General features: G+C 63.8%; 17 protein-coding genes. 8 read left to right on the forward strand and 9 right to left on the reverse strand.

Features of this window, described 5'->3' with window-relative positions:
• The first annotated feature begins 99 nt into the window (after positions 1–99).
• The 3 genes from DLM86_RS05345 (at position 100) to DLM86_RS05355 (ending at position 3,104) form a co-directional block, all read left to right on the forward strand.
• Positions 100–1,014, forward strand: coding sequence for an amidoligase family protein (locus tag DLM86_RS05345; RefSeq protein WP_110838932.1), 915 nt, complete (start codon positions 100–102; stop codon positions 1,012–1,014).
• A 199-nt stretch (positions 1,015–1,213) separates the two neighbouring features.
• Entirely contained in the window at positions 1,214–2,266 is a 1,053-nt protein-coding gene (locus tag DLM86_RS05350) for a GNAT family N-acetyltransferase (RefSeq protein ID WP_110838933.1), read from the forward strand.
• 25 nt (positions 2,267–2,291) lie between these two features.
• The gene (locus DLM86_RS05355; protein WP_110838934.1) at positions 2,292–3,104 is read left to right on the forward strand and encodes a GNAT family N-acetyltransferase; all 813 of its coding nucleotides are present in this window, start codon (positions 2,292–2,294) and stop codon (positions 3,102–3,104) included.
• A gap of 130 nt (positions 3,105–3,234) precedes the next feature.
• On the opposite strand, the gene serS is transcribed toward DLM86_RS05355, so the two are convergent.
• Both serS and DLM86_RS05365 read right to left on the reverse strand, forming a co-directional pair.
• The gene (gene serS, locus DLM86_RS05360; RefSeq protein WP_110838935.1) at positions 3,235–4,533 is read right to left on the reverse strand and encodes a serine--tRNA ligase; all 1,299 of its coding nucleotides are present in this window, start codon (positions 4,531–4,533) and stop codon (positions 3,235–3,237) included.
• Between the two features lie 364 nt (positions 4,534–4,897).
• On the reverse strand, positions 4,898–5,707 hold the full coding sequence (locus DLM86_RS05365) for a Cof-type HAD-IIB family hydrolase (protein WP_158289339.1): 810 nt from the start codon (positions 5,705–5,707) through the stop codon (positions 4,898–4,900).
• Positions 5,708–5,955: 248 nt separating this feature from the next.
• Between DLM86_RS05365 and hprK the strand changes: the two genes are divergently transcribed.
• Positions 5,956–6,897, forward strand: coding sequence for an HPr(Ser) kinase/phosphatase (gene hprK / locus DLM86_RS05370; protein ID WP_110838937.1), 942 nt, complete (start codon positions 5,956–5,958; stop codon positions 6,895–6,897).
• 113 nt (positions 6,898–7,010) lie between these two features.
• On the opposite strand, the gene DLM86_RS05375 is transcribed toward hprK, so the two are convergent.
• From DLM86_RS05375 to DLM86_RS05390, 4 genes are all read right to left on the reverse strand, one after another.
• The gene (locus DLM86_RS05375; protein ID WP_110838938.1) at positions 7,011–7,454 is read right to left on the reverse strand and encodes a DUF5680 domain-containing protein; all 444 of its coding nucleotides are present in this window, start codon (positions 7,452–7,454) and stop codon (positions 7,011–7,013) included.
• Between the two features lie 211 nt (positions 7,455–7,665).
• Positions 7,666–8,913 (reverse strand): MFS transporter, encoded by a 1,248-nt coding sequence (locus tag DLM86_RS05380; protein WP_110838939.1) that lies wholly within the window; start codon positions 8,911–8,913, stop codon positions 7,666–7,668.
• A gap of 4 nt (positions 8,914–8,917) precedes the next feature.
• A complete protein-coding gene (locus tag DLM86_RS05385) occupies positions 8,918–10,180 on the reverse strand; it encodes an MFS transporter (protein WP_245954362.1) in 1,263 nt (420 codons plus the stop codon).
• A 31-nt stretch (positions 10,181–10,211) separates the two neighbouring features.
• Positions 10,212–11,543: an MATE family efflux transporter gene (locus tag DLM86_RS05390; RefSeq protein WP_110838940.1), complete on the reverse strand. Its 1,332-nt coding sequence runs from the start codon at positions 11,541–11,543 to the stop codon at positions 10,212–10,214.
• Positions 11,544–11,781: 238 nt separating this feature from the next.
• Between DLM86_RS05390 and DLM86_RS05395 the strand changes: the two genes are divergently transcribed.
• The 4 genes from DLM86_RS05395 (at position 11,782) to DLM86_RS05410 (ending at position 15,574) form a co-directional block, all read left to right on the forward strand.
• A complete protein-coding gene (locus tag DLM86_RS05395; RefSeq protein ID WP_110838941.1) occupies positions 11,782–12,096 on the forward strand; it encodes a hypothetical protein in 315 nt (104 codons plus the stop codon).
• 162 nt (positions 12,097–12,258) lie between these two features.
• Positions 12,259–13,287, forward strand: coding sequence for a tetraprenyl-beta-curcumene synthase family protein (locus tag DLM86_RS05400; RefSeq protein ID WP_110839193.1), 1,029 nt, complete (start codon positions 12,259–12,261; stop codon positions 13,285–13,287).
• An 87-nt stretch (positions 13,288–13,374) separates the two neighbouring features.
• Positions 13,375–14,340: a 6-phosphofructokinase gene (gene pfkA / locus DLM86_RS05405; RefSeq protein ID WP_110838942.1), complete on the forward strand. Its 966-nt coding sequence runs from the start codon at positions 13,375–13,377 to the stop codon at positions 14,338–14,340.
• Between the two features lie 247 nt (positions 14,341–14,587).
• Positions 14,588–15,574, forward strand: a complete 987-nt coding sequence (locus DLM86_RS05410) for an aldose 1-epimerase (protein ID WP_110838943.1) — start codon at positions 14,588–14,590, stop codon at positions 15,572–15,574.
• Positions 15,575–15,699: 125 nt separating this feature from the next.
• Here DLM86_RS05410 and DLM86_RS05415 read toward each other — a convergent pair whose 3' ends face one another.
• The 3 genes from DLM86_RS05415 to DLM86_RS05425 all read right to left on the reverse strand — a co-directional run bounded on the left by DLM86_RS05415 (position 15,700) and on the right by DLM86_RS05425 (position 19,641).
• A complete protein-coding gene (locus tag DLM86_RS05415) occupies positions 15,700–16,137 on the reverse strand; it encodes a peroxiredoxin (protein ID WP_110838944.1) in 438 nt (145 codons plus the stop codon).
• A gap of 86 nt (positions 16,138–16,223) precedes the next feature.
• Positions 16,224–17,840, reverse strand: a complete 1,617-nt coding sequence (locus DLM86_RS05420) for a response regulator (RefSeq protein WP_158289340.1) — start codon at positions 17,838–17,840, stop codon at positions 16,224–16,226.
• 31 nt (positions 17,841–17,871) lie between these two features.
• A complete protein-coding gene (locus DLM86_RS05425) occupies positions 17,872–19,641 on the reverse strand; it encodes a sensor histidine kinase (protein WP_158289341.1) in 1,770 nt (589 codons plus the stop codon).
• Between the last annotated feature and the right edge of the window lie 118 nt (positions 19,642–19,759).

Genomic DNA, 19,759 nt, shown 5'->3' on the forward strand with positions numbered 1-19,759 from the left:
CATGATGCCGAAGAAAGTGCCCCGTTAATGCCGAGACCCGCCCTCTCTTCGCCGGCCGTAGGAGCTTGCGCATTTTAATCATAGAGAGGGACGGATCATATGTGGCCGAAAAGCGTAGATTGGAAATTAATTCGATTCGGCGTCGAAATCGAATTCGTGGAAGCGAACCCGGAATCGGTGGAGCTGCTGCCGGGATGGGAGATGTCGCCCGAAGAGCGGCAAATCGACGAAACGGGGAAGGAATCGGGCGGCGAGCTGAAGACGCCGCCGCTGTACTGGGAAGAGCGGGAGCAAATCCGCGTCATGCTGGACCGGCTCGTCCGCCGGGGAGCGAAGGCGAATTGGAGCTGCGGCCTGCACGTCCACGTCGATTTGGCGGCGTGGGGCGAACCGATCGTGGAGCCGCTGCTCGACGCCGCCTTGGCATCGCAGCACGCCATGCGCTCGCTGCTGGGCACGAGCGGGCACCGCTTCCTGTACGTCCCTCCGGTGACGGAGGAGATGAGGAGACGGTACGCGGCCGAGAGGACGGAGTCGGCCATGCACAACCCGGGGCGGCCGCAGTCGCACCGGTGCGGGATTAACGCGAGACCGTGGTTCGACATCGGAACGGTCGAAATCCGGTATGCGAACGGGTCGCTGGACTATGACGAGATCGTTCGGACCGTCGAGCTCTACCTGCGCTTCGTCGCGGCGGTCGGGGCGGGACACCGGCTGCCCGGCGATTCCGCCGGCTTGGCGGGCGCCCTCGGGGCGGCAACTTGCGGCTATCCGTCTCCGACGCCATGCCCGCAATGGTACAAGGAACGGATGTGGCTCGAGGAAGCGCTCATCCCGGTTCTCTCGCCGCAGACGGAGCTTCTCGAACCGGGGGGAGAGATTCATCATATCATCCCGGTGCCCGGAAGGCTGCATGTCGCCGTCGAGAAGCCGGACGGCACGCTGCGCGTCTTCGCGTTTCGCCCGACCGCGAGCGGCTGGGAGCTTCTCGAAGAGGTTGCGGCCGCCGGGTAACGAAGAGAACGGCAACGACGCCCCCGCCCGGGGGCGTTGTTTTGTCGGCGGGCCGAATCGTATACAATGAGAGAATGGAACCATCGTCCCGGCGGCGACAACGCCGGAACGTACTTACACTCGCGGATCGATCCGCCGGACGGCCCAAACCCGACGGCGGCGGTCCGAACTTCGGCTGCGTCCGTTTGGAGGAACAGGCATGGAACTTCGTCTTTACCGGCAGGAAGATTACGAGCAAACGAGACAACTGGAGGAGAAGGCGCTGCGCGAAACGGGCGTCCGCGAGGGGGGCGGTTCGCGGGACGAACGACCGGCCGTCGCGAACGTCGACGCTTCCGCCGAAGGCGGCGAATGCTGGGTCGGGGAAGAGGACGGAGCGGTCGTCGCCGTCGGCGCTTTCGTCCGGACGCCCGGGAATACCGCCGAGATCGAGATGCTTTGCGTCTCCCCGGATAGGGAGGGCAGGGGGCTCGGTCGGGCGATGCTGGACAAGCTCGAAGAGCGGGCGGCGTCGCTCGGCTGCCTCATGGTCCATCTGGAGCTGCCGGAAAGCCGGACGAGAGGCCGGAAGCTGTTCGAGAGTGCGGGCTATACCGTCTACGAGCGAAGGCTGATCGATGGCGAAGACCGGCTGCTGTACGCCAAATGGATCGCGGCTGACGACGTCGCCGGCGAGCCGTCCGAAGAGGACGAGGCGAAGTTTCAGGCGGACTGGGAGCTTGCCCAGCAGCTGATCGAATACGCGAAAGGCATGCTGAGAGAAGGAGCGTCGCCGGAACGGACGATGGAGGCGGTGCTGGCGTCGGAGCTGTACGCCGCGTGGAACGGCGAGGAGCGCACCTTCGGCGTCGGCTTCGACGAGCCGGAGCAGTACCGCGACTGGGAAGACAGCGTTCGGTCGGAGCGCTATATCGATCGGATCGAGGGGCGGGCGGCCGCTTACTTCGCGGCGGCCGACACGCCCGAGCCGGATGCGGATGAAGATGCGGGCGAAGCGGAACCGGTCGACCCGGTTTTCGCCGGCATGGACATCCGGGTGACGCCGGAGCGGCTCGCGTACGAAATCGCGTCGTTTTCGAAGGCGGTCGGGCTGCCGCGGCCGATCCGGTACGTTCATTTCCTCGCGTTGTTTTCGGGCGCGACGATGATCGGCATGGAGCCGGAGGAGCTCGATACGCTCATCGCCCATAAGGAGCGCGTGGCGGAGCTGGCGGAATCGTTCGCCGCCGCGTATGGTAGCAGTCCGGAGTAGGGGAGGAGGAGAGGACGTGACGCCCATGAGCTTGGAAACGGCCGCCAGACTCGAGGAGGCGGAAATCGAGGCGCTCGTGGACCGGATGATGGCGATCCGGGATCGGGAAGGCAACCCGGAAGGCGTCGAAATCGCCGCGTTCGGCGGGGGGACCGCCGTATACAGCCGGACGATGCCGTGGCCGGGGTTCAATTTCGTGAAGGGACTGGGGCCGCAGGACGCCGATCGGATCGACGACATCGCGCGGTTTTACCGGGAGCGCGGACGCAAGTTCGAGGTGCACCTCGTGCCGGGCAAGCTGAACGCGGCGCTGGCCAAGGCGCTGGCCGCGCACGGCTTCATGCAGACCGGCTTTCACGCGACGATGGTCGCGGACTTGGAGGTCGCCGCCGGCCGCTGGAAGGAGACGCCGACTTCGGCCGGGATCGGCTTTCGCGAAATCGGCCGGGACGAGTTCGCGGCGTACGGCCGCATCCATTGTCTCGGCTTCGGCATGCCCGTCGAAGGTGCGGTCCCCATCGCCCGCAACAACGAAGTGCTGCACGGCCGTCCCGGCTGGAAGCTGTACTTCGGCTTGACCGACGGAATGCCCGCAGCGGCCGGCGTCATGCGGATGCACGACGGCATCGCCTCGCTGACGTTCGCCGCGACGCTGCCGGAATACCGCGGGCGCGGCCTGCAATCCGGGCTCATCCGGCTCCGGCTGCGCACGGCGGCGGAGCACGGCTGCCGGCTTGCTACGGCGCAGGCGGCGTTCGGCTCGCCAAGCCATCGGAACATGGAGAAGGCCGGCATGCGGCTGGCGTTCACGCGGGCGACGTGGAGCGTCCCCGACTGACGGCGGATTGAAGGCGGGGCGGCAGCCCCTTGCGTCGCTGAAAAAAAGGCCGGGGAGCGGACGCTCCCGGCCTTTTTTGTCTTTCGACGCCTCTTCTACGATCCGCGCATCGGACGCCGGCGGTCAACCGTCAATCGCCGACCGTCCCGTCGGACGGGCCGATCGACGCCTTCCCGCCCATATACGGCCGCAGGGCGGGCGGGATGCGGATCGAGCCGTCCTCCCGCTGATGGACTTCGAGCAGCGGAATGAGGATGCGCGGCGAGGCGACGGCCGTATTGTTCAGCGTGTGGCAGAAGCGCAGCTTGCCGTCCCCGTCCCGATAGCGGATGTTCGCCCGGCGGGCTTGGAAGTCGTGCAGGTTCGACGACGAGTGCGTCTCGCCGTAAGCGCCGCGGCTCGGCATCCACGTCTCGATGTCGTATTGCTTGTACGTTTTCGTGCCCATGTCGCCGGTACAAACGGCGACGACCCGATAAGGCAGCTCGAGCAGGCCGAGCAGCTCCTCGGCGTTGCGCGTAATGTCCTGCAGCATCCGCTCCGATTCGTCCGCGTCGCCCCGGCACAGCACGACCTGCTCCACCTTCGCGAATTGATGGACGCGGTACAGCCCGCGCACGTCGCGTCCGGCCGAGCCGATTTCGCGGCGGAAGCAGCTCGATACCGCAGCGAGCCGGATCGGCTCCGTCACGTCGACGATTTCGTCCGCGTAATACGAGACGAGCGACGCCTCCGACGTGCCGACGAGCCATTTGCCGTCCGCCGGAAGCTCGTACGTCTGATCCCGCCCGCCGGGGAAAAAGGCGGCCGCCGTCAGCGCCTCCTCCCGCACGAGCAGCGGCACGTCCATGACGTCGAACCCTTTCTTCGCCAGCAGATCGACGGCCAGCTGCTGAACGGCCCGGTGCAGATGCAGCCCTTCGTTGCGCAAATAGTAGCTGCGGCTGCCGGCCGTCTTGACGCCTCGGGCGATATCGATCAGCCCGAGCGCTTCCCCGAGCTCGACATGGTCCTTCGGCTCGAAGGCGAAAGACGTCGGCTCGCCGACCCGCTTCAGCTCGACGTTGTCCGCATCCGTCGCGCCGATCGGCGTATCCGGCGATACGTCGTTCGGCACGAGCAGCATCAGCTCGCGGAATCGCGCCGTAAGCGCCGCAAGCTTCGGCTCCGCCTCCGCCAGCTCGGCGCCGACCCGCTTCGCCTCCACCTTCGTCCGCTCCGCCTCGTCCCGGCGCCCTTCGCGCAGCAGAAGCGGAATCCGCTCCGACAGCCGGTTGCGCTCCCCGCGCAGCCGTTCCACCGAAGCCAGCGCTTCCCTCCGCTCGTCGTCGACGTCCAGCAATTCCGCGACAGCGACGTCCAGCCCCCTATGGGCTACCGTCTCCTCCAATCGCTCCCGGTTGTCCCGGATCCATCGGATGTCCAGCATGTTCGATCCACGTCCTTTCCGCAAAAATGCAAAAAGCGCTCCCGTCGTTTGGGACGAGGAGCGCTTTACACCCGCGGTGCCACCCAATTTGACCGGTCGCCCGGCCCGCTTGGTTCCGCGGTAACGGGGCGGTTCCCGGCATACTTAGAGGACGAGGCCGCTTCGGATCGAGGCGGAAATCCCGGTCGCATACGCCTCCGAGTTGGAAGCTCTTCATCGGCATGATCGAACTGTTCAATTTTGAATTAGTATAGCGCAACGTACGCAGACATGTCAACGGCGGGCGCCGTTCGGATCCGTGCCGGCGACGACGGCGTCGAGGTAGCCAGTCCCGTGCCGACCGTCCGGCCCGTTCAATGGCGGCTCAAGCAAGCGCGGTTCCCGCGCCGTCTTCGCGCAGCAGCCGCTCCAGCACGAGCGCCACGCCGTCGCGGTCGTGATGCTCGGCGACCTCGTCCGCGAGCCGCTTCAGTTCCTCCTCGGCGTTGCCCATCGCGACGCCGTGCCCGCAGTCGCGGAGCAGCCCGGCGTCGTTGAAATCGTCGCCGAAGGCGACGACGTCCGCCAGCGTGAAGCCGTACTTGGCGCACAGCTTGGCGACGGCCGCCTCCTTCGAAGCGCGCGGAGACATGATCTGCACGAGACGGCCTCCGTCCGTTACGACGACGTTCAGCCGGCCCCGGAACCGGTCGGCAATCGCGGCGGCGTCGAACGAGCCGGACAGCAGCAGCTTCGTCGCGTCCCGCGACTTCATCTCCGCCAACGGGATCACCGTCGGACCGTCGACGACGTTCATCGCACTCGCGTAGTCCGCTTCGCCGAGCGCGAACCATTCGTCGTCCGCCTCCATCGTCAGGTGCGCATCCGGCCATCGCCGCAGGCAAAAGTCGATCGCTTCGGCCGACAGCGGCGCCGGAATGCGTTCGGCGAACGAAATCGCCGGCTCGTCCCGGCATACGGCGAGCGCGCCGTTGTAATACGCGAACGAGCACTCGCGCAGCAGCGTCTCGGGCAAAAAGCGCGCGACGGTTCGCGGCGGACGCGCCGTCGCGACGATCAGGCGGACGCCGCGCTCGCGGCAGGCGAGCAAAGCGTTCAAGCTGCGTTCCGACACTCGCTTGCCCGAATCGAGCAGCGTGCCGTCCAAATCCAAAGCGATGGCGGCCCATTTCATATCCGTACCCTCCCGTTCCGATCGTATTCGATATCGTACGCTTATCATTCGCGCATTCCCGACCGTTTTCCTTCCGGATTTTGACGGGAAGGGGGCGGCGCCAAACGATCCTTCCGAAACCGGTCATGCCGGTCGGCCGTATACATAGACGGCGAAGCCCGCGACAACGGAAACCGCTTGCATAACGGGGCGCCGCCCTCCATAATGGGAGTACGTTTATTTTTTCGAAACGAGGTGCGAACGTCATCATGAAATTCATAACCGTTCAAGACTTGGTCAATCGGTTCCATTTGGAAATATTGGCCGGCCATTCCGAGCTGCACCGCCCGATCGCCAAATCGCGCGTTCATCGTCCGGGGCTCGAATTCGTCGGCTATTTCGATTTTTTCCCGCAGCAGCGGGTTCAAGTGCTCGGCCGCAAAGAAATTACGTACCTGCACAAGCAATCCGAGGAGGAGCGGGATTCGCGGATCGGCCACGTCGTCCAATACCATCCGCCCTGCTTCGTCGTCACGTGGAACCAGGAAATCGAAGGGCTGCGGTACTTGATCGCGCACTGCGAGCGGGAGCGCATTCCGCTTCTCCGGACCCCCGATTCGACGAGCAAATGGATCGGGCTGGCGGACTCGTACTTGACGAAAATGCTCGCCCCGGAAATCCAGGTGCACGGCGTCTGCGTCAATGTGGCGGGCATCGGCATCCTGCTGCGCGGCAAATCGGGCGTGGGCAAGAGCGAGACGGCGCTGACGCTCATCCGGCGCGGCCACCGGCTCGTGGCGGACGACGCGGTCGTGCTGAAGAAGATCAACCCCGAGACGATCATCGGGACGCACGACGGCAAGACGAAAGAATTTCTCGCCCTGCGCAGCGTCGGGCTCATCAACGTGGCGCGCATTTACGGCCGAGGCGCCTTCCAGGAGGAGACGCGCATCGTGCTCGACATCGAGCTGACGCAGTGGAAGGAGAACGAGCTGTACAACGAGCTGGACGTCGAGCCGAAATTTTCGTCGTACATGGACGTCAACATTCCGCACATCCAAATTTCGCTCCAGCCGGGGCGCGACGTGGCGGGCCTCGTCGAGGCGGCGGCGAACAACTGGTATTTGAAGCTGCAGGGCTACAGCGCGGCGGAGGAATTCATGCAGCGGATCGAAGCGTCCGTGCAGCAACAGCAGCAGCATAAGCCTTGAATCGTCCGGACGAATGCGGCTCGGACGGCTTCCGGAGCCGTCACGTTCGACCGATTCCGGGAACGAAGAAGTCCCCCGAGGCACTCGCCATGCGCCGAAGGGGACTTTTCGCGTTATCGGATGAGGCCGCCGTGAAACAGGCATTCGTACACTTTCGTCTCGCCCAAGAAAATGAATTCGCGGCCGCTGAACCAGTCGAACGTTCCGTCGACCTCGCACCGGTACCGAAACGGGCCGTCCGCAAAATGCCCGGGACCGCGATACGGCATGTCGGGCGCGGCGCGGCTCAGCGCATCCTTCAGGAAGTCGCCGCTGAACCCTTCGGCGATGACGCGCCCGACGTAGTTCATCGCCCAGAACGGCTTGCCGTCCTCCCACAGCGCTTCTTCCCCGGCGAACTTCTCGGAGCCCAAGTACGTGTCGATGTAGCGGAGCGTTCCTTTCGCGTACTCCAAATCGCGGGACGACGGCCGGGAAGAAGCGGACTGCGGCCCGTTGCCCGCATAGGTCGCTTTCTTGGCTTCGATCAAAAAGTCGATGACGGATCCGTATTCCATGGCGGCACCTCTTATCGGATAAATTGGGAACATACGTTCTCTTCTATATTAGCATAAGAACGTGCCGGGTGGAAGGAGTTTCCTGCGGCTCGGAGTCCCCGATATCGCCGCAAACGGCGTGACGTCTTCGGATAAACGGAAAAAGCCCGGCCGAAGGGCCGGGCTTTAAACGGTTTGGCAAGTCGCGATGCGCCTGACGCGGCCGGCTCGGCTACACCGCGGCGCCCGGCGCATCGATATCGCCGCCCGCCCGGCGTCGCGGACGATACCAGACGGCGATCGCCGCGAACAGGACGGCGCAGCCGGCGTACGCCGATACGAGGCCGCCGGTCCAGCCGGCCAGCGCGTACGAGACGGCGGGGCCGATCGCCGAGCCGAGGTCGGTCGCGACCGAATAGGCGGTCATGACGGCGACGACGGACGACGTGCGGGCGGCGTCGGAGGCGACCGCGTCCATAAGCGTCGTGACGGCGGTGCCGGACACCATGACGACGAGCACCGCGGCGAGCCAGGCGGCGGGCGGGAGCGGCCACGGCATCAGCGCGAAGCCGACGGCGGCTGCGACGAGCGAGCCGGCGAACAGCGGTAGCCGCCCCCGCGGCCCGTCGGACAGCCGGCCGAACCGGGCGGCGAGCAGCGGCTCGCACGTCCAGCGCACCGCCTGCAGGACGCCTGCGAGCGCCGTGCCGCCGAGCGCGTAGCCGAGCAGGACGAGCCCGCCGGCGTAATTCGCCTCGATGACGAGGCTGAGCGTCGCGGTCGGGACCGACTGCAGCATGGCGATCGCAAGCCCCGTCGCGACCGCCTTCCGCACGGCCGACGACCGGTGCCACGCGTTTTCGCGCAGCGCCGCCAAGCTCGCCGCAGACGCGGCCGGCCGGCGTTCGGCGTCGCCCTTCGGCATGAAGACGGCGATCGCGGGCAAGCTCGCCAGCGCGACGGCGCCGAACGCGATCGCGACCGGCGGCAAACCGAGGACGGGGACGAGCAGTCCGCCGAGCAGCATGCCGGCCAAGCTGCCGATGCGATAAATGCCGTTGAAGGCGCCCATCCAATGCCCGCGATTCGAATCGTCGGAGTACGCGATAACCGTCAAATAGCCGCCCATCCGCAAAAGCGACCAGGCGACGCCCCAGACGGCGCGAAGCACGAGCCACGCCGCAAATCCCCGGCACAAGCCGTAGCCGGCCGTCGTCAGCGCGCCGAGGAAGACGGCGGCGATCAGGCCGGCGCGCAGCGGCATCCGGTTGTACAGCCAGCCGATCAGCGGGTTGAGCGGCAGCCGGACGAACCGGTTGACCGACAGCAGCACGCCGACTTGCCATAACGCGGTCAGTCCGGCCTCCCGCCAAAAAATCGGCAGCACGACATACAGCATCGAATCGCCGAGCAAGCATAACGCCGTCACGACGGCGATGAGCGTGACCGGTTTTTTGGCGACGGCGGCGTCCTTCTTCATTCACTCACCCCTCCCGGCTGCGCAGCAGCAGCGACGTCAGCAAAAATCCCGCGCAGGCGAGCAGCGCCGATACCGCCGCAACCCGATACATGGCCGGCGCTCCCCAGCCGTCGAACACCCATCCGCCGACGATGCCGCTAGCCAGTCCGGCGAGGCACGACCAGACGATGTTGTAGATCGCCTGCCCGGTCGCCCGGAACCGGTCCGGGATAAGCTGCTGGATGTACCGGAGCGCGGTGACGAGGAATATGCCGAACGTGACGCTGTGCATCGTCTGCAGCGGGATGATCCAGATCGGATCGGTCACGACGCTGACGAGGAAAAACCGGATCGCGTAAAAGAACGAGGCGATCGTCAGCAGCGGAAGCTCCTTGAACTTGTGCCCGTTGCGGCTGAGCCAAAAAAACATCGGAATCTCGCTGAGCGACGACGCCGTCCAAGCCCAGCCGATGACGGTGTCGCTCGCGCCCATCTCCTTCAGCGTAAGCGCGAGGAAGCCGTCGTTCGCCCGGTGCGCGAACGACATCGTGAAGATGAGCGCGAGAAACAGCAGAAGCCGCGGCTGGCGGACGATGTCGAAGAAGCCGGAGAAGCGGACCGGTCCGGCGCCGCTTCCCGCCCGGTCCTTCAGGAAGAAGGCGAGCGAGAGCGAAAGCGAGACGGTGCCGATCGTGAACAAAATCGTGTTCTCCGCGCCGACGGCTTGCAGGACGAAGCCGAAGACGAGGGACGAGAAGGCGAAGCCGAGCGAGCCCCAGACGCGGAAGCTGGCGTAGCTTTTGCCGGTCCGCCGGATCAGCAGCAGCGTCAGGCTGTCGTTCAAGCCGTTGATCGGCGTATGGAAAAAGTTGAACGCGACCATCGCGACGTACAGCCAGGCGATCGCGTCGATTTGCGTCAGCACGATCGTCGTCGTCAGCTGCCCGAGCAGCATGACGATCAGCACTTTGCGGATCGTCTGCAGCTTGTCGCTCGCGTACCCCCAGAACAGATTGGCGGCGATGCCGATGAACGGCCCGATGGAATAGATGGCGCCGATTTGCAGCTTCGAGTACCCTTTGGCGCTGAAATATAGCGGAAAAAACGAGACGACGAGCGCCATCGTCATATAAAACACGAACGAGAACGACCGCATCGTCCATTCGTCCCGAACGGTCGGAAGCGCTTCGGCCGGCGGCTCCCGGTGGTCGTTCGGCGCGGACGCGGCTCGGCCCCCCGAAGCGGCCGACGGCCGGACCGATTCCCGTTGCGACCTGTCGATTGTCATGCGATTCCCTTCCTTTTCCTGCGAAATCGGCTTACAGCGCAGCCCCCGTCCCGCGTCCGACCGCCGCCGCCGATGCCGAGCGGATGGCGAACGCGACGACCGCCAGCTCGGCGGCGATGCCGATCGATTGCGCGAGCGCGCCGATCATGCCGTTCCAGCCGGGGGTGCTCCAGACGCACAGGACGAGGGTGGCGACCGTCGCCGTGACGTTCGCCGTCTGCGACAGCAGCGTCACCTTCGTCTGGCCGCGCAGCATGATCAGCCCGTTGCAGAAGTCGAGCCACGGGAAGAGCAGCGTCATGAGCATGAACACCCGAAGCGTATGCAGGCTCGCCGTCATGAGCCGCTCGTTCACCCCCATGACGTGCTCCATGAACCACGGTCCGGCGGGCGTATAGGCGAGCAGGCCGATCAGAATCGTCGGCACGAACGCGCACAGCGTGACGAACCGGACGGCGAGCGCGGCGTCCTTGCGGTAAAAATTGAGGACGATTTGGTGCATGTACGAAAAAAAGCTCTGCACGAGCTGGGCCAAGCTGGCCGCGATCGCGAACGAGGCGATGGACAGCTCGATGTCGGCCGTTTTCCCGAGCATCGCGTTGATCGACGGGCCGATCATGACGGCGATGAACGACGAGTAGAGCAGCGGCCGGTAAAATTTGAAAATTTGCCCCGGCTTCTCGACGTCGTGGCCTGCTTTTTTCAACGGAAGCGTCTTGGCGAGCTTGGAGCCCTCCCAATAGCTGAGCGCGGCTTCGATCACCATGCCGACGAGGAAAATGACCGCCCCGACCTGGCCGCTCTCGACCCCGAACAGATGAATGTACGCCATCGACACCGCATACATCGCCGCCAGCCGGACGGCCATGCCGATCGTCAGCCATTTCGTGCGCATGTTGCTGATGATGATGCCGTGATACAAGCAGCGGATGCCGGAAAATATGCTGACGAACATCAAAATCCGGTAAACGTGAATGATCGCGAGCAGCATCGATTCGTCGACGCCGAACAGCCTAAGAAACAGCAGCCTCCCGACAGGGGTATACGAAATGAGCAGTCCCGCGCCGAACATGCCGATCAATAGACAAACCGCCACGGTTGTCATCGCCTTGAACGAGGTCCGGTCGCGTACGAGCGCGGAACACGTCTGGCGAAGCAAGATGGCGGGTCGTTCGATAATGCCCAGCATGCTGAGGCCGATCGCATAGCTGGCTATGATGATTTCGGGGTCGGCGGAGCGTGCGAGCGTGCTGTTGATAATGACGTGCGATATCGTCACGAGGCTCGCGGACAGGCCGAGCGGGATAAAAAAAGCAAAAAGCTGCCCCATGGTCAGCCGTCGTTCGTTGCCGGTATTCGTCATGACGCGTTCTCTCCAGACTGGTCGCGGATGGCGCTTGCTCACTCAAGCGCGTATGTACGAAACGTAACGATTTTGTAAACGGGAATGGCTCGTTTTCATTATAAAACGGTTCGGCCGGATCGCCTAGCAGAAAATGTTGACACGCGGTCTTTTTTTTCACGAACCTGACATATCCCTTGGCGGAAAAGCGGGGACCGTGGTAAATTAGAGGTCAAGAGCCGCGTCGGGAGGCCGCATCATGAAATACGAGTTCACATACGACGAGCGTCTCGGCATCGAGCTTCCGGTGCTGCACGTGGAGTGGGACGCGCTTACGGAAGCGGAGCAAAGCAGGCTGCTGCACGACTGGGAACGGATACGGGGACGTATTCCCGACCGGATCATGCAGCTCGAGCGCTCGATCGTCGACAAGCAGAACCGGCTGAACGGGGAAGACGATTTCCCCGCGTCGTGCCGCCTCAATACCGAAATCGCCGAATTGGCCAGCTGCATCACGGACCTCCACCTGTGGTTCCGCGCCGATCAGGACGTGTCGGTCAAAGGGCATTATTAGGAAGTTCGATTCGTTTGTACTATAATGGGGGAATAGGTGGCAAGCCGCGTTCCGCAGGTCCGGGCTTGCGCCGGGAACTTCAAGATACGCTGTGGAGGAAAGCGGCAAGTGAAAACGACGTTGCGAAGACCCCTGTCGGTTCCCCGAAATCCGGTTACGCTCATGCACCGCATTTATCGGTACGTCTTTCCCCTCGTGAGGGACGAGTTGAAGCGATGGCGGGAAACGGCCGAGCGGATGCCCGATCCGGAGCTGCGCAAGCAGGCTATCGACAGCATGACCCATAAAGAATTCCATTGCAAGGGCGGCGCCGTGTACGCCGCCGCCAATTTGCCGATGCGCGACGTGCTCGTTCCGCTGATCGTCGCCTTTCAGACGATCAGCGATTATTTGGATAACTTGTGCGACCGGAGCACGTCGCTCGATCCGGAAGATTTCCGGCTGCTCCACCGTTCGATGCTCGACGCGGTGGACCCGGATGCGCCGCTCGCCGACTATTACGCGCTTCGAACGGAGCGGGAGGACGGCGGCTATTTGCACGAGCTCGTGCGCACGTGCCGATCGTGCATCGCCCGGCTTCCTTCCTACGGCCTCGTGCGCGAGTCCGTGAAGGAGCTTGTCGGGCTGTACGGCGATTTGCAGGTGTACAAGCATATCCGGCACGACCTGCGCGAGGGCGAGCTGATGAGCTGGTGGGAGACGCACCGCCCGAGGTTTTCGCATTTGCGCTGGAACGAGTTTGCCGCCGCGACGGGCTCTACGCTCGGCGTCTTTTATTTGTTTTTGGCCGCGGCGGACGAATCGCTCGATGCCGGCCGGGTCGAGGCGATCCGGGACGCGTATTTTCCGCATGTCTGCGGGCTGCACATTTTGCTCGACTATTTGATCGACCAGGACGAGGACCGCGCGGGCGGGGATTTGAACTTTTGCTTTTATTACGAAGACGGCGAGACGACGGCGAACCAAATCGCGGTCATCGCGGAACGGGCCCGCCGGGACGTCGTCCGGCTCGACCATCCGCAGTTTCACCGCATGATTATCGAAGGACTGCTCGCGCTCTACTTGTCCGACCCGAAGGTGAGGGAGCAGGAGCAGGTGCGGCGCATTTCGAGACAGCTGATGAAGGGAAGTCCGCTCATGCGCGTGTTTTTCTGGGCGAACAGCGTCTGGATCCGCAAGACGTCCGGGTAACGCGCGTCCGAACGGCCGCTGTCCGCCTCGCGCGGCGGCGTACCGCCAACCATACCATGCAACGAGAACGAAAGGGGATTTACGAGGATGACAGTGAAGAAGATAGCCGTTCTGACGAGTGGCGGAGACTCGCAGGGGATGAACGCGGCTGTCCGCGCGGTCGTGCGAAGCGCGATTTATTACGGGCTTGAAGTGTTCGGCGTCCAGCGGGGATACGCCGGCTTGATCAACGACGACATCCGGCCGATGGACCTGCGCAGCGTAGGCGACATCATTCAGCGCGGCGGCACGATTTTGCAGACGGCCCGGTGCAAAGAGTTCATGACGCCGGAAGGGCAGCAGCTCGGCGCCGACAATTTGCGCAAGCACGGCATCGACGGCCTCGTCGTCATCGGCGGCGACGGCTCCTACCAAGGCGCCAACAAGCTGAGCAAGCTCGGCATCCGCACGATGGGGCTGCCGGGGACGATCGATAACGACATTCCGTTCACCGACTATACGATCGGCTTCGATACGGCGGTCAGCATCGTCGTCGACGCGATCAACAAGCTGCGCGATACGATGAGCTCGCACGAGCGTTCCTCGGTCGTCGAGGTGATGGGCCGCCACTGCGGCGACATCGCGCTGTATGCGGGACTCGCGAGCGGCGCCGAGACGATTCTCGTGCCGGAAGTGCCGTTCGACCTCGAGGAAGTGGCGAAGCGGATGGAGGGCAACTTCCAGGTCGGCAAGCGCCACAGCATCATCGTCGTCGCCGAAGGAGCGGGCAGCGCCCAAAGCGTCGCCGACCGGATCAAGGAATTGAACGGCATCGACGCGCGCGTCACCGTGCTCGGCCATATTCAGCGCGGCGGCACGCCGACGCACAACGATCGCATTCTGGCGAGCCGTCTCGGCGATTTCGCCGTCCGCCAGCTGCTCGAGGGCGACTCGGGCAAGGCGTGCGGCGTCATCAAGGGGCAGCTCGTCACGACCGATATCGATACGGTCGTTCATACGAAGAAATCGTTCGACCGCGAGCTGTACGAGCTGGCGCTGCGCTTGTCGCAGTGACGCTCCGGATCGCCGCGGACGAAGGAGGAGAGGGGAACCGGAAGGTTCCCCTCTCTTGCGATTCGCGCCGAGTGACGCGGGGCGGCTTATCCGCATAATCGGCGGCCGTCTCGGGCAGCCCCCGCCGCCGAACGCTTCGTTTAATATGGCATGCCGCGGCGGTTTGCATTATAATGACTAGAAAGAAGACAAAGCAGGCGGATGGAGTCGCCCGCGGCAAGCGGGATTTCGGGAGGAGAGACGGACAATGTCGAACGCATACGAAGGGACTTTTCACGGGGAAAAGGCGATCTGGCTCCGCTACGGGGCGTATGAAGCGGCTCTGCTTCCGGACGTCGGAGGCAATTTGGTCGCATTTCGCGATACGGAGAAAGGATACCGCTACTTGCGCGAGCCGGAAGCGGACGAGATGGACGCGTTCAAGCGCCGGCCGATGGTTCACGGCATTCCGGTGCTGTTCCCGCCGAACCGGTACGAGGACGGCCGCTTTCCATGGAACGGCCGCACTTACCAACTGCCGGTCAACGAGGCGAAAACCGGCAACCATCTGCACGGATTTTTTTACGACATGCCTTGGCAGGTCGACGATTACGGCGCTGACGACGTATGCAGCTACGTCGTCGTGGCGCAGCGCGTAACCGAATCGCATCCGGCCTATGCGTCGTTCCCTCACCGGTTCACGATCAAAATCCGCTACTCGCTCGGTCCCGACGGATTGAAGCAGGAGACGGGAGTCCGCAACGACGGCGACGAGCCGATGCCGTGCACGCTCGGCTTCCATACGACGGTCAACGCGCCGTTCGCCCCGGGCAGCAGCCCGTCCGACTGCCGGTTCAAGATGACGATCGGGCGGCGCATCGAGCTGAACGACCGGATGCTGCCGACCGGCCGGTACGCGCCGCTGTCCGAGCACGAGACGCTCATGCAGGGAGACGGGACGTCGCCGTTTTTCGAGCCGCTCGACAACCATTACACGGCGGTGCCGCAGGGCGGCCGCAACGTCATGGAGCTGACGGATACGCGCGCGAACGCGAAGCTCGTGTACGAAGCCGGCAATGCCTTCAAGTTTTGGATGATTTATAACGGCGGCGCGCAAGGCGGGTTTTTCTGCCCGGAGCCGCAGACGAATATGGTCAACGCGCCGGCGGCGCCGTTCTCCGCCGAGGAGGCGGGCATCGTTACGCTGGCGCCGGGCGAGGTATGGCAGGAGACGAGCCGGATGTACGGCGCCTGAGCCGTCCGTCGCCCCGGTTCGGCGGCAAGCCGGCCGGGAGGAACGCAATCGAGACGCAGTCGGAAGCAAGAACCCCGGACTCTCGCCAGCGAGAATTCGGGGTTCTTTGTCGCGCCGGCGCCGCTCTACGACTTCAGCAGCACCTCGAGCAGCACTTCCGTCGGCGGATTGCCTTTGTACGCGTAGGCGATGCGCCCGTCCTTGCCGATGACGTAGACGACCCGCTGCTGGAGAAACAAGCCGAGTATTTTGCCGACGTCGTACCGCTTGCGGATGGTCTCGTCCTTGTCGGAGACGATCGGGAAGTCGAGCCCGTGATGACGGGCGAACGCCCGATGGTCGTCGAGGCCGCCGGGGTTGACGCCGATCACGACGGCGCCGAGCGCGTCGTACTTCGCCTTGCTGTCGCGGACGGCGCACAGCTGCGCCGTGCAGCCCGGCGTTTCGTCCTTCGGATAGAAAATGAGCACGACCGGCCGCTGCCCGATCCAATCGCTCAGCCGGATTTTGCCCTGCGTCGAGTCCGCCTCGAAGGACGGTGCCTCCGCGCCGATGTTCAACATGGAATGATCCTCCCCGCTCGTCAATACGTATCGTAGTCCTGCCCCCATTATACAACGACCGGTTCGCGCAAGGCCAATCGCCCGCCTTAGGGCGTTACGAGCGGCTTGTGCTTGTTTTTGAACTCGTTCGGCGTCATGCCGGCATACTTTTTGAACATCGTGCAGAAGTGCGAATAGTTCCGGAACCCCGCTTTCTCGGCAAGCTCGTAGTTGCGGTACCGCCCGCTGACCAAATACGACTTGGCCCGCTCGATCCGCTGCTCGAGAATATAGTCCATGACGGACGTGCCGATTTCTTTTTTGAACAGATGGCCCATGTACGAGGCGCTCAGCTGGATATGGTCGGCGATCGCCTCGAGCGTCAGCTCGTCCTGGAGATGCGCCCGGATGTACTGGATCGCGAGGCGAATTTCCGGGCGCACCCGCCGTGCCTGCTCCATCCGCCGCTTCCGCTCCTTCATCCAGCCCGCGACGGAGAGGGCCGCTTCGTGCAGCGTATGGCAGGCGTGCACGTTCGGCCACGGGGAGGCGGGCAGCGCGTCGTCCGAATCGGGAAACAGCGACTTCAGCGAATCGAGCCACCGCTTCGCCTTGTACGGCTCCGGCGTATGCAGCCGGAACGTCAGCTTCATCCGCGCCGCCCATTCGTCCAATTCTCCGGCATCGCCGGAGGCGAGCGTCCGCTTCAAATCGTCGATCAGCTGGTTCAGCTCCTGCTCGGGCACGTCGCGGTACGGGGCGACCCGATCCCAGAACAGCGGACCCGGCTTGTCGCGGTAAAACGAATACGACAGCCGCTGCTCCGTCTGGGCGTATACGGACCGCATCGATGCCGGCGTCCGGAACGGAGGACTGACGCCGATCCATAGCCGGACGCCCAAATACCGCTCGAGCGGACGTTCTAGCGCGTCGGCCATCGCCGTCACGCGCTGCCGCACCTCGCTTTCGTCCAAATCGCCGGCGCCATGCGTCATCACGATGACGAATTGGCCGAAGGAGAGCGGGAACAGCTCGAACCCGCCGCCTCCGTCCTGCAGCGTCTCCCGGACGATTTCGAGCAAGCTGAACTCGGCCAGCGGCCGGTCGATTTCGTTGTACTTCGCGCCGAACGATTCGATCGCGTCGACCCGGCAGACGGCCATGACGAGCCACGGCGCCTTCAGCTTAATATCGAGCAGCGCTCCGCGCTCGACGATTTCGCGATCGGCCGACAAGCTGCCGGTCAGCACGTTCTCGAAAAACTGCTCGCGCAGCGAATAATTGTAGTTGCGGATCAGCTGCTGATGCGACCGCACCTTCTCCGTATAGCGGCTGTCGCGCTCGAGCTCCTCGCACGCGCGGTCCAGCGCCGCCTTCGTCTGCACGAGATCGACGGGCGACTTCAGGATGTAGCCGACCGCTCCGAGCTGCATGGCACTCTGCACGTAGCCGAAGTCGCGATGCGCGGTCAGCATGATCGTCCGGATGCGGCGAAACTCCTCCTTCAGCCGGCCGAGCAGCGTCAGTCCGTCCATGACGGGCATCGTAATATCGATCAGGGCGATGTCCGGATCGACGGAGCGGCACAGCTCGAGCGCTTCTTCCCCGTTCGCCGCTTCGCCCGCGATCGCAAAGCCCCAATCGCTCCACGGAAACCGCTCGCGGATATGCTGCCGGGCAAGCGGCTCGTCGTCGATCAGGACGATTCGTTTCATCGTCGTCATCGGTGTCGGCACCTCCTCCATGGACGATCTTTCACCATTTTCCCTGCATCGCGATCTGCCCGGGATCGCGGACGATCGGCAGCGTGAGCAGAAGCCGCGTGCCCGCGTCGGGCGAGCTTTCGATGCGGATCCGGTACCGGTCGCCGAACAGCAGCCGAAGCCGGCGATGCACGTTCGTGACGCCGATCCTCTCCGAAGGCTCGTTCCCTTCGAGCTGGCCGACCAGCCGGGCCAGCTTCGCCTCCGGCATGCCGACGCCGCCGTCCTCGATCATGATGTCCCAGCAATCGCCGTGATCCGAAGCGCCGATAAACAGCGTCCCCCGGCGGCCGGCCGGCACGAGCCCGTGGAAAATCGCGTTCTCGACGAGCGGCTGCAGGGCGAACTTCGGAAACCAATAGTCGAGCACGTTCGGATCGACGTCCGACTCGAAGTCGAACGATCCCGGGTAGCGGGCGGCCATCAGGACGATGTAGCTTTCCATCGACCGCAGCTCGTCGCGGAACGGGATCGGCGCCGGAGACGCATCGAGACTGTATTGCAGCTGATCCGTCAAGGCGGAGATGAGCGAGTCCGCTTTGTTCAAGTCGCCTTGGCGGGCGACGACGCTGATCGTGTTCAGCGTATTGAACAGGAAATGCGGCTTGATTTGCGCCTGCAGCGCTTTGAAGTCGGCGATTTTGCGCTGCTCCTCGGTGTAGCGCAAATCTTCGACAAGCTGGCGGATGCGCGCGACCATCCGGTTGAACTGCGCGGCGAGGAAGCCGAGCTCGTCCGACCTCGGCATTTGGATGGATGCGTCCAAATTGCCCTTGGAGACGTCGTTCATCGTCGAGGCGATCCGGCGGATCGGCCGGCTGATCAGGACGGAGATGAGCCAGGCGATGGCGAGCGACAGCAGAAACGACAGGCCGACGAGCAGCCACGTATAGTTGACGAGCCGCTGCAGCGGGCCGAGCAGCGTCTTCTTGTCCATCACCCAGACGACCTGCCAGCCGACGAAGTTGGTCCGGCTTCGCGTCAGGAACAGCTCCTGCGACTGCGGCCCGTGATAATCGTATTGGAGCCATCTGGCGTGAAACAGCGACTCGGGAATGCCGGTCAAGGCGAACGATTTGTCGAACACCGAATACGAGCCGTAGGGCGGCCTGGCGTACACGAGCCGGCTGTCGTCGCCGAGCAGCAGCAGCGAGCCCTGCATATGCGAAGCGGTGTCGGGAATAAGCGCCCGGTACAGCTTCGGCAAATCGAGGTCGACGAGCAGCAGATGACGGGCGCCGCCGGGAGCGCTTACATCCATCGCCACGGATACGGTGTAGCCCGAGGCGGGGGAGAAGTACGGGCCGATCCAGACGAGCTCGCCGCGATGGATGACGGAGGACAGCCGCTGCATCAAGTAGTCGCTGGACGGAAGCTCCCAGCTGTTCGCCGCCGTGCTTACGATGTCTCGGTCGCCGACGAGCAGATGGATGTGGCTCGCGTTCGGCATGAAGTAGATCAGGTTTTCGCTCAGCCAGCTGCGAATTTCCGGCCGCGTCCCGTTCCGGAGCCGGTTGTCGTTCGCGACCGAAAGGAAAAAGCTGCGGATGTTCGTCAGGTTGAGCTGCAAATATTCGTCCGACTTCTGGACCATCTGTTTGGCGTATTCGGTTTGCGCCTCGAGCAGCGTGGCGGAGGAGTACCGGTAATACGAGAAGCCGAGCAGCAGAATGATCGATTCGACCAGCACGAAGCAGATGGCGAACATTTTGGCCGACAGCTTCGCCCGAAGCGGCCTGCGGCCCGGAAGCGCGAATGTCATGGCGGGTTCTGTCCTTCCCGAATAGTAAGTCCTCCTTTTCATTATAAAGGGATTCGGGCGCGAAGACAGCGGGCGATGCCGAAAAAGCCGGATCCCCAAACTTTTCGCCGGATTCCGC

The sequence above is a fragment of the Paenibacillus flagellatus genome (genome assembly GCF_003217775.1).
GTDB lineage: Bacteria > Bacillota > Bacilli > Paenibacillales > NBRC-103111 > Paenibacillus_AB > Paenibacillus_AB flagellatus.

Bases quoted from the DNA above. Each gene is read 5' to 3' on its own strand.
- DLM86_RS05345 (WP_110838932.1), top strand. From the start codon at position 100: ATGTGGCCGAAAAGCGTAGATTGGAAATTAATTCGATTCGGCGTCGAA.
- DLM86_RS05350 (WP_110838933.1), top strand. From the start codon at position 1,214: ATGGAACTTCGTCTTTACCGGCAGGAAGATTACGAGCAAACGAGACAA.
- DLM86_RS05355 (WP_110838934.1), top strand. From the start codon at position 2,292: ATGAGCTTGGAAACGGCCGCCAGACTCGAGGAGGCGGAAATCGAGGCG.
- serS (WP_110838935.1), bottom strand. From the start codon at position 4,533: ATGCTGGACATCCGATGGATCCGGGACAACCGGGAGCGATTGGAGGAG.
- DLM86_RS05365 (WP_158289339.1), bottom strand. From the start codon at position 5,707: ATGAAATGGGCCGCCATCGCTTTGGATTTGGACGGCACGCTGCTCGAT.
- hprK (WP_110838937.1), top strand. From the start codon at position 5,956: ATGAAATTCATAACCGTTCAAGACTTGGTCAATCGGTTCCATTTGGAA.
- DLM86_RS05375 (WP_110838938.1), bottom strand. From the start codon at position 7,454: ATGGAATACGGATCCGTCATCGACTTTTTGATCGAAGCCAAGAAAGCG.
- DLM86_RS05380 (WP_110838939.1), bottom strand. From the start codon at position 8,913: ATGAAGAAGGACGCCGCCGTCGCCAAAAAACCGGTCACGCTCATCGCC.
- DLM86_RS05385 (WP_245954362.1), bottom strand. From the start codon at position 10,180: ATGACAATCGACAGGTCGCAACGGGAATCGGTCCGGCCGTCGGCCGCT.
- DLM86_RS05390 (WP_110838940.1), bottom strand. From the start codon at position 11,543: ATGACGAATACCGGCAACGAACGACGGCTGACCATGGGGCAGCTTTTT.
- DLM86_RS05395 (WP_110838941.1), top strand. From the start codon at position 11,782: ATGAAATACGAGTTCACATACGACGAGCGTCTCGGCATCGAGCTTCCG.
- DLM86_RS05400 (WP_110839193.1), top strand. From the start codon at position 12,259: ATGCACCGCATTTATCGGTACGTCTTTCCCCTCGTGAGGGACGAGTTG.
- pfkA (WP_110838942.1), top strand. From the start codon at position 13,375: ATGACAGTGAAGAAGATAGCCGTTCTGACGAGTGGCGGAGACTCGCAG.
- DLM86_RS05410 (WP_110838943.1), top strand. From the start codon at position 14,588: ATGTCGAACGCATACGAAGGGACTTTTCACGGGGAAAAGGCGATCTGG.
- DLM86_RS05415 (WP_110838944.1), bottom strand. From the start codon at position 16,137: ATGTTGAACATCGGCGCGGAGGCACCGTCCTTCGAGGCGGACTCGACG.
- DLM86_RS05420 (WP_158289340.1), bottom strand. From the start codon at position 17,840: ATGACGACGATGAAACGAATCGTCCTGATCGACGACGAGCCGCTTGCC.
- DLM86_RS05425 (WP_158289341.1), bottom strand. From the start codon at position 19,641: ATGACATTCGCGCTTCCGGGCCGCAGGCCGCTTCGGGCGAAGCTGTCG.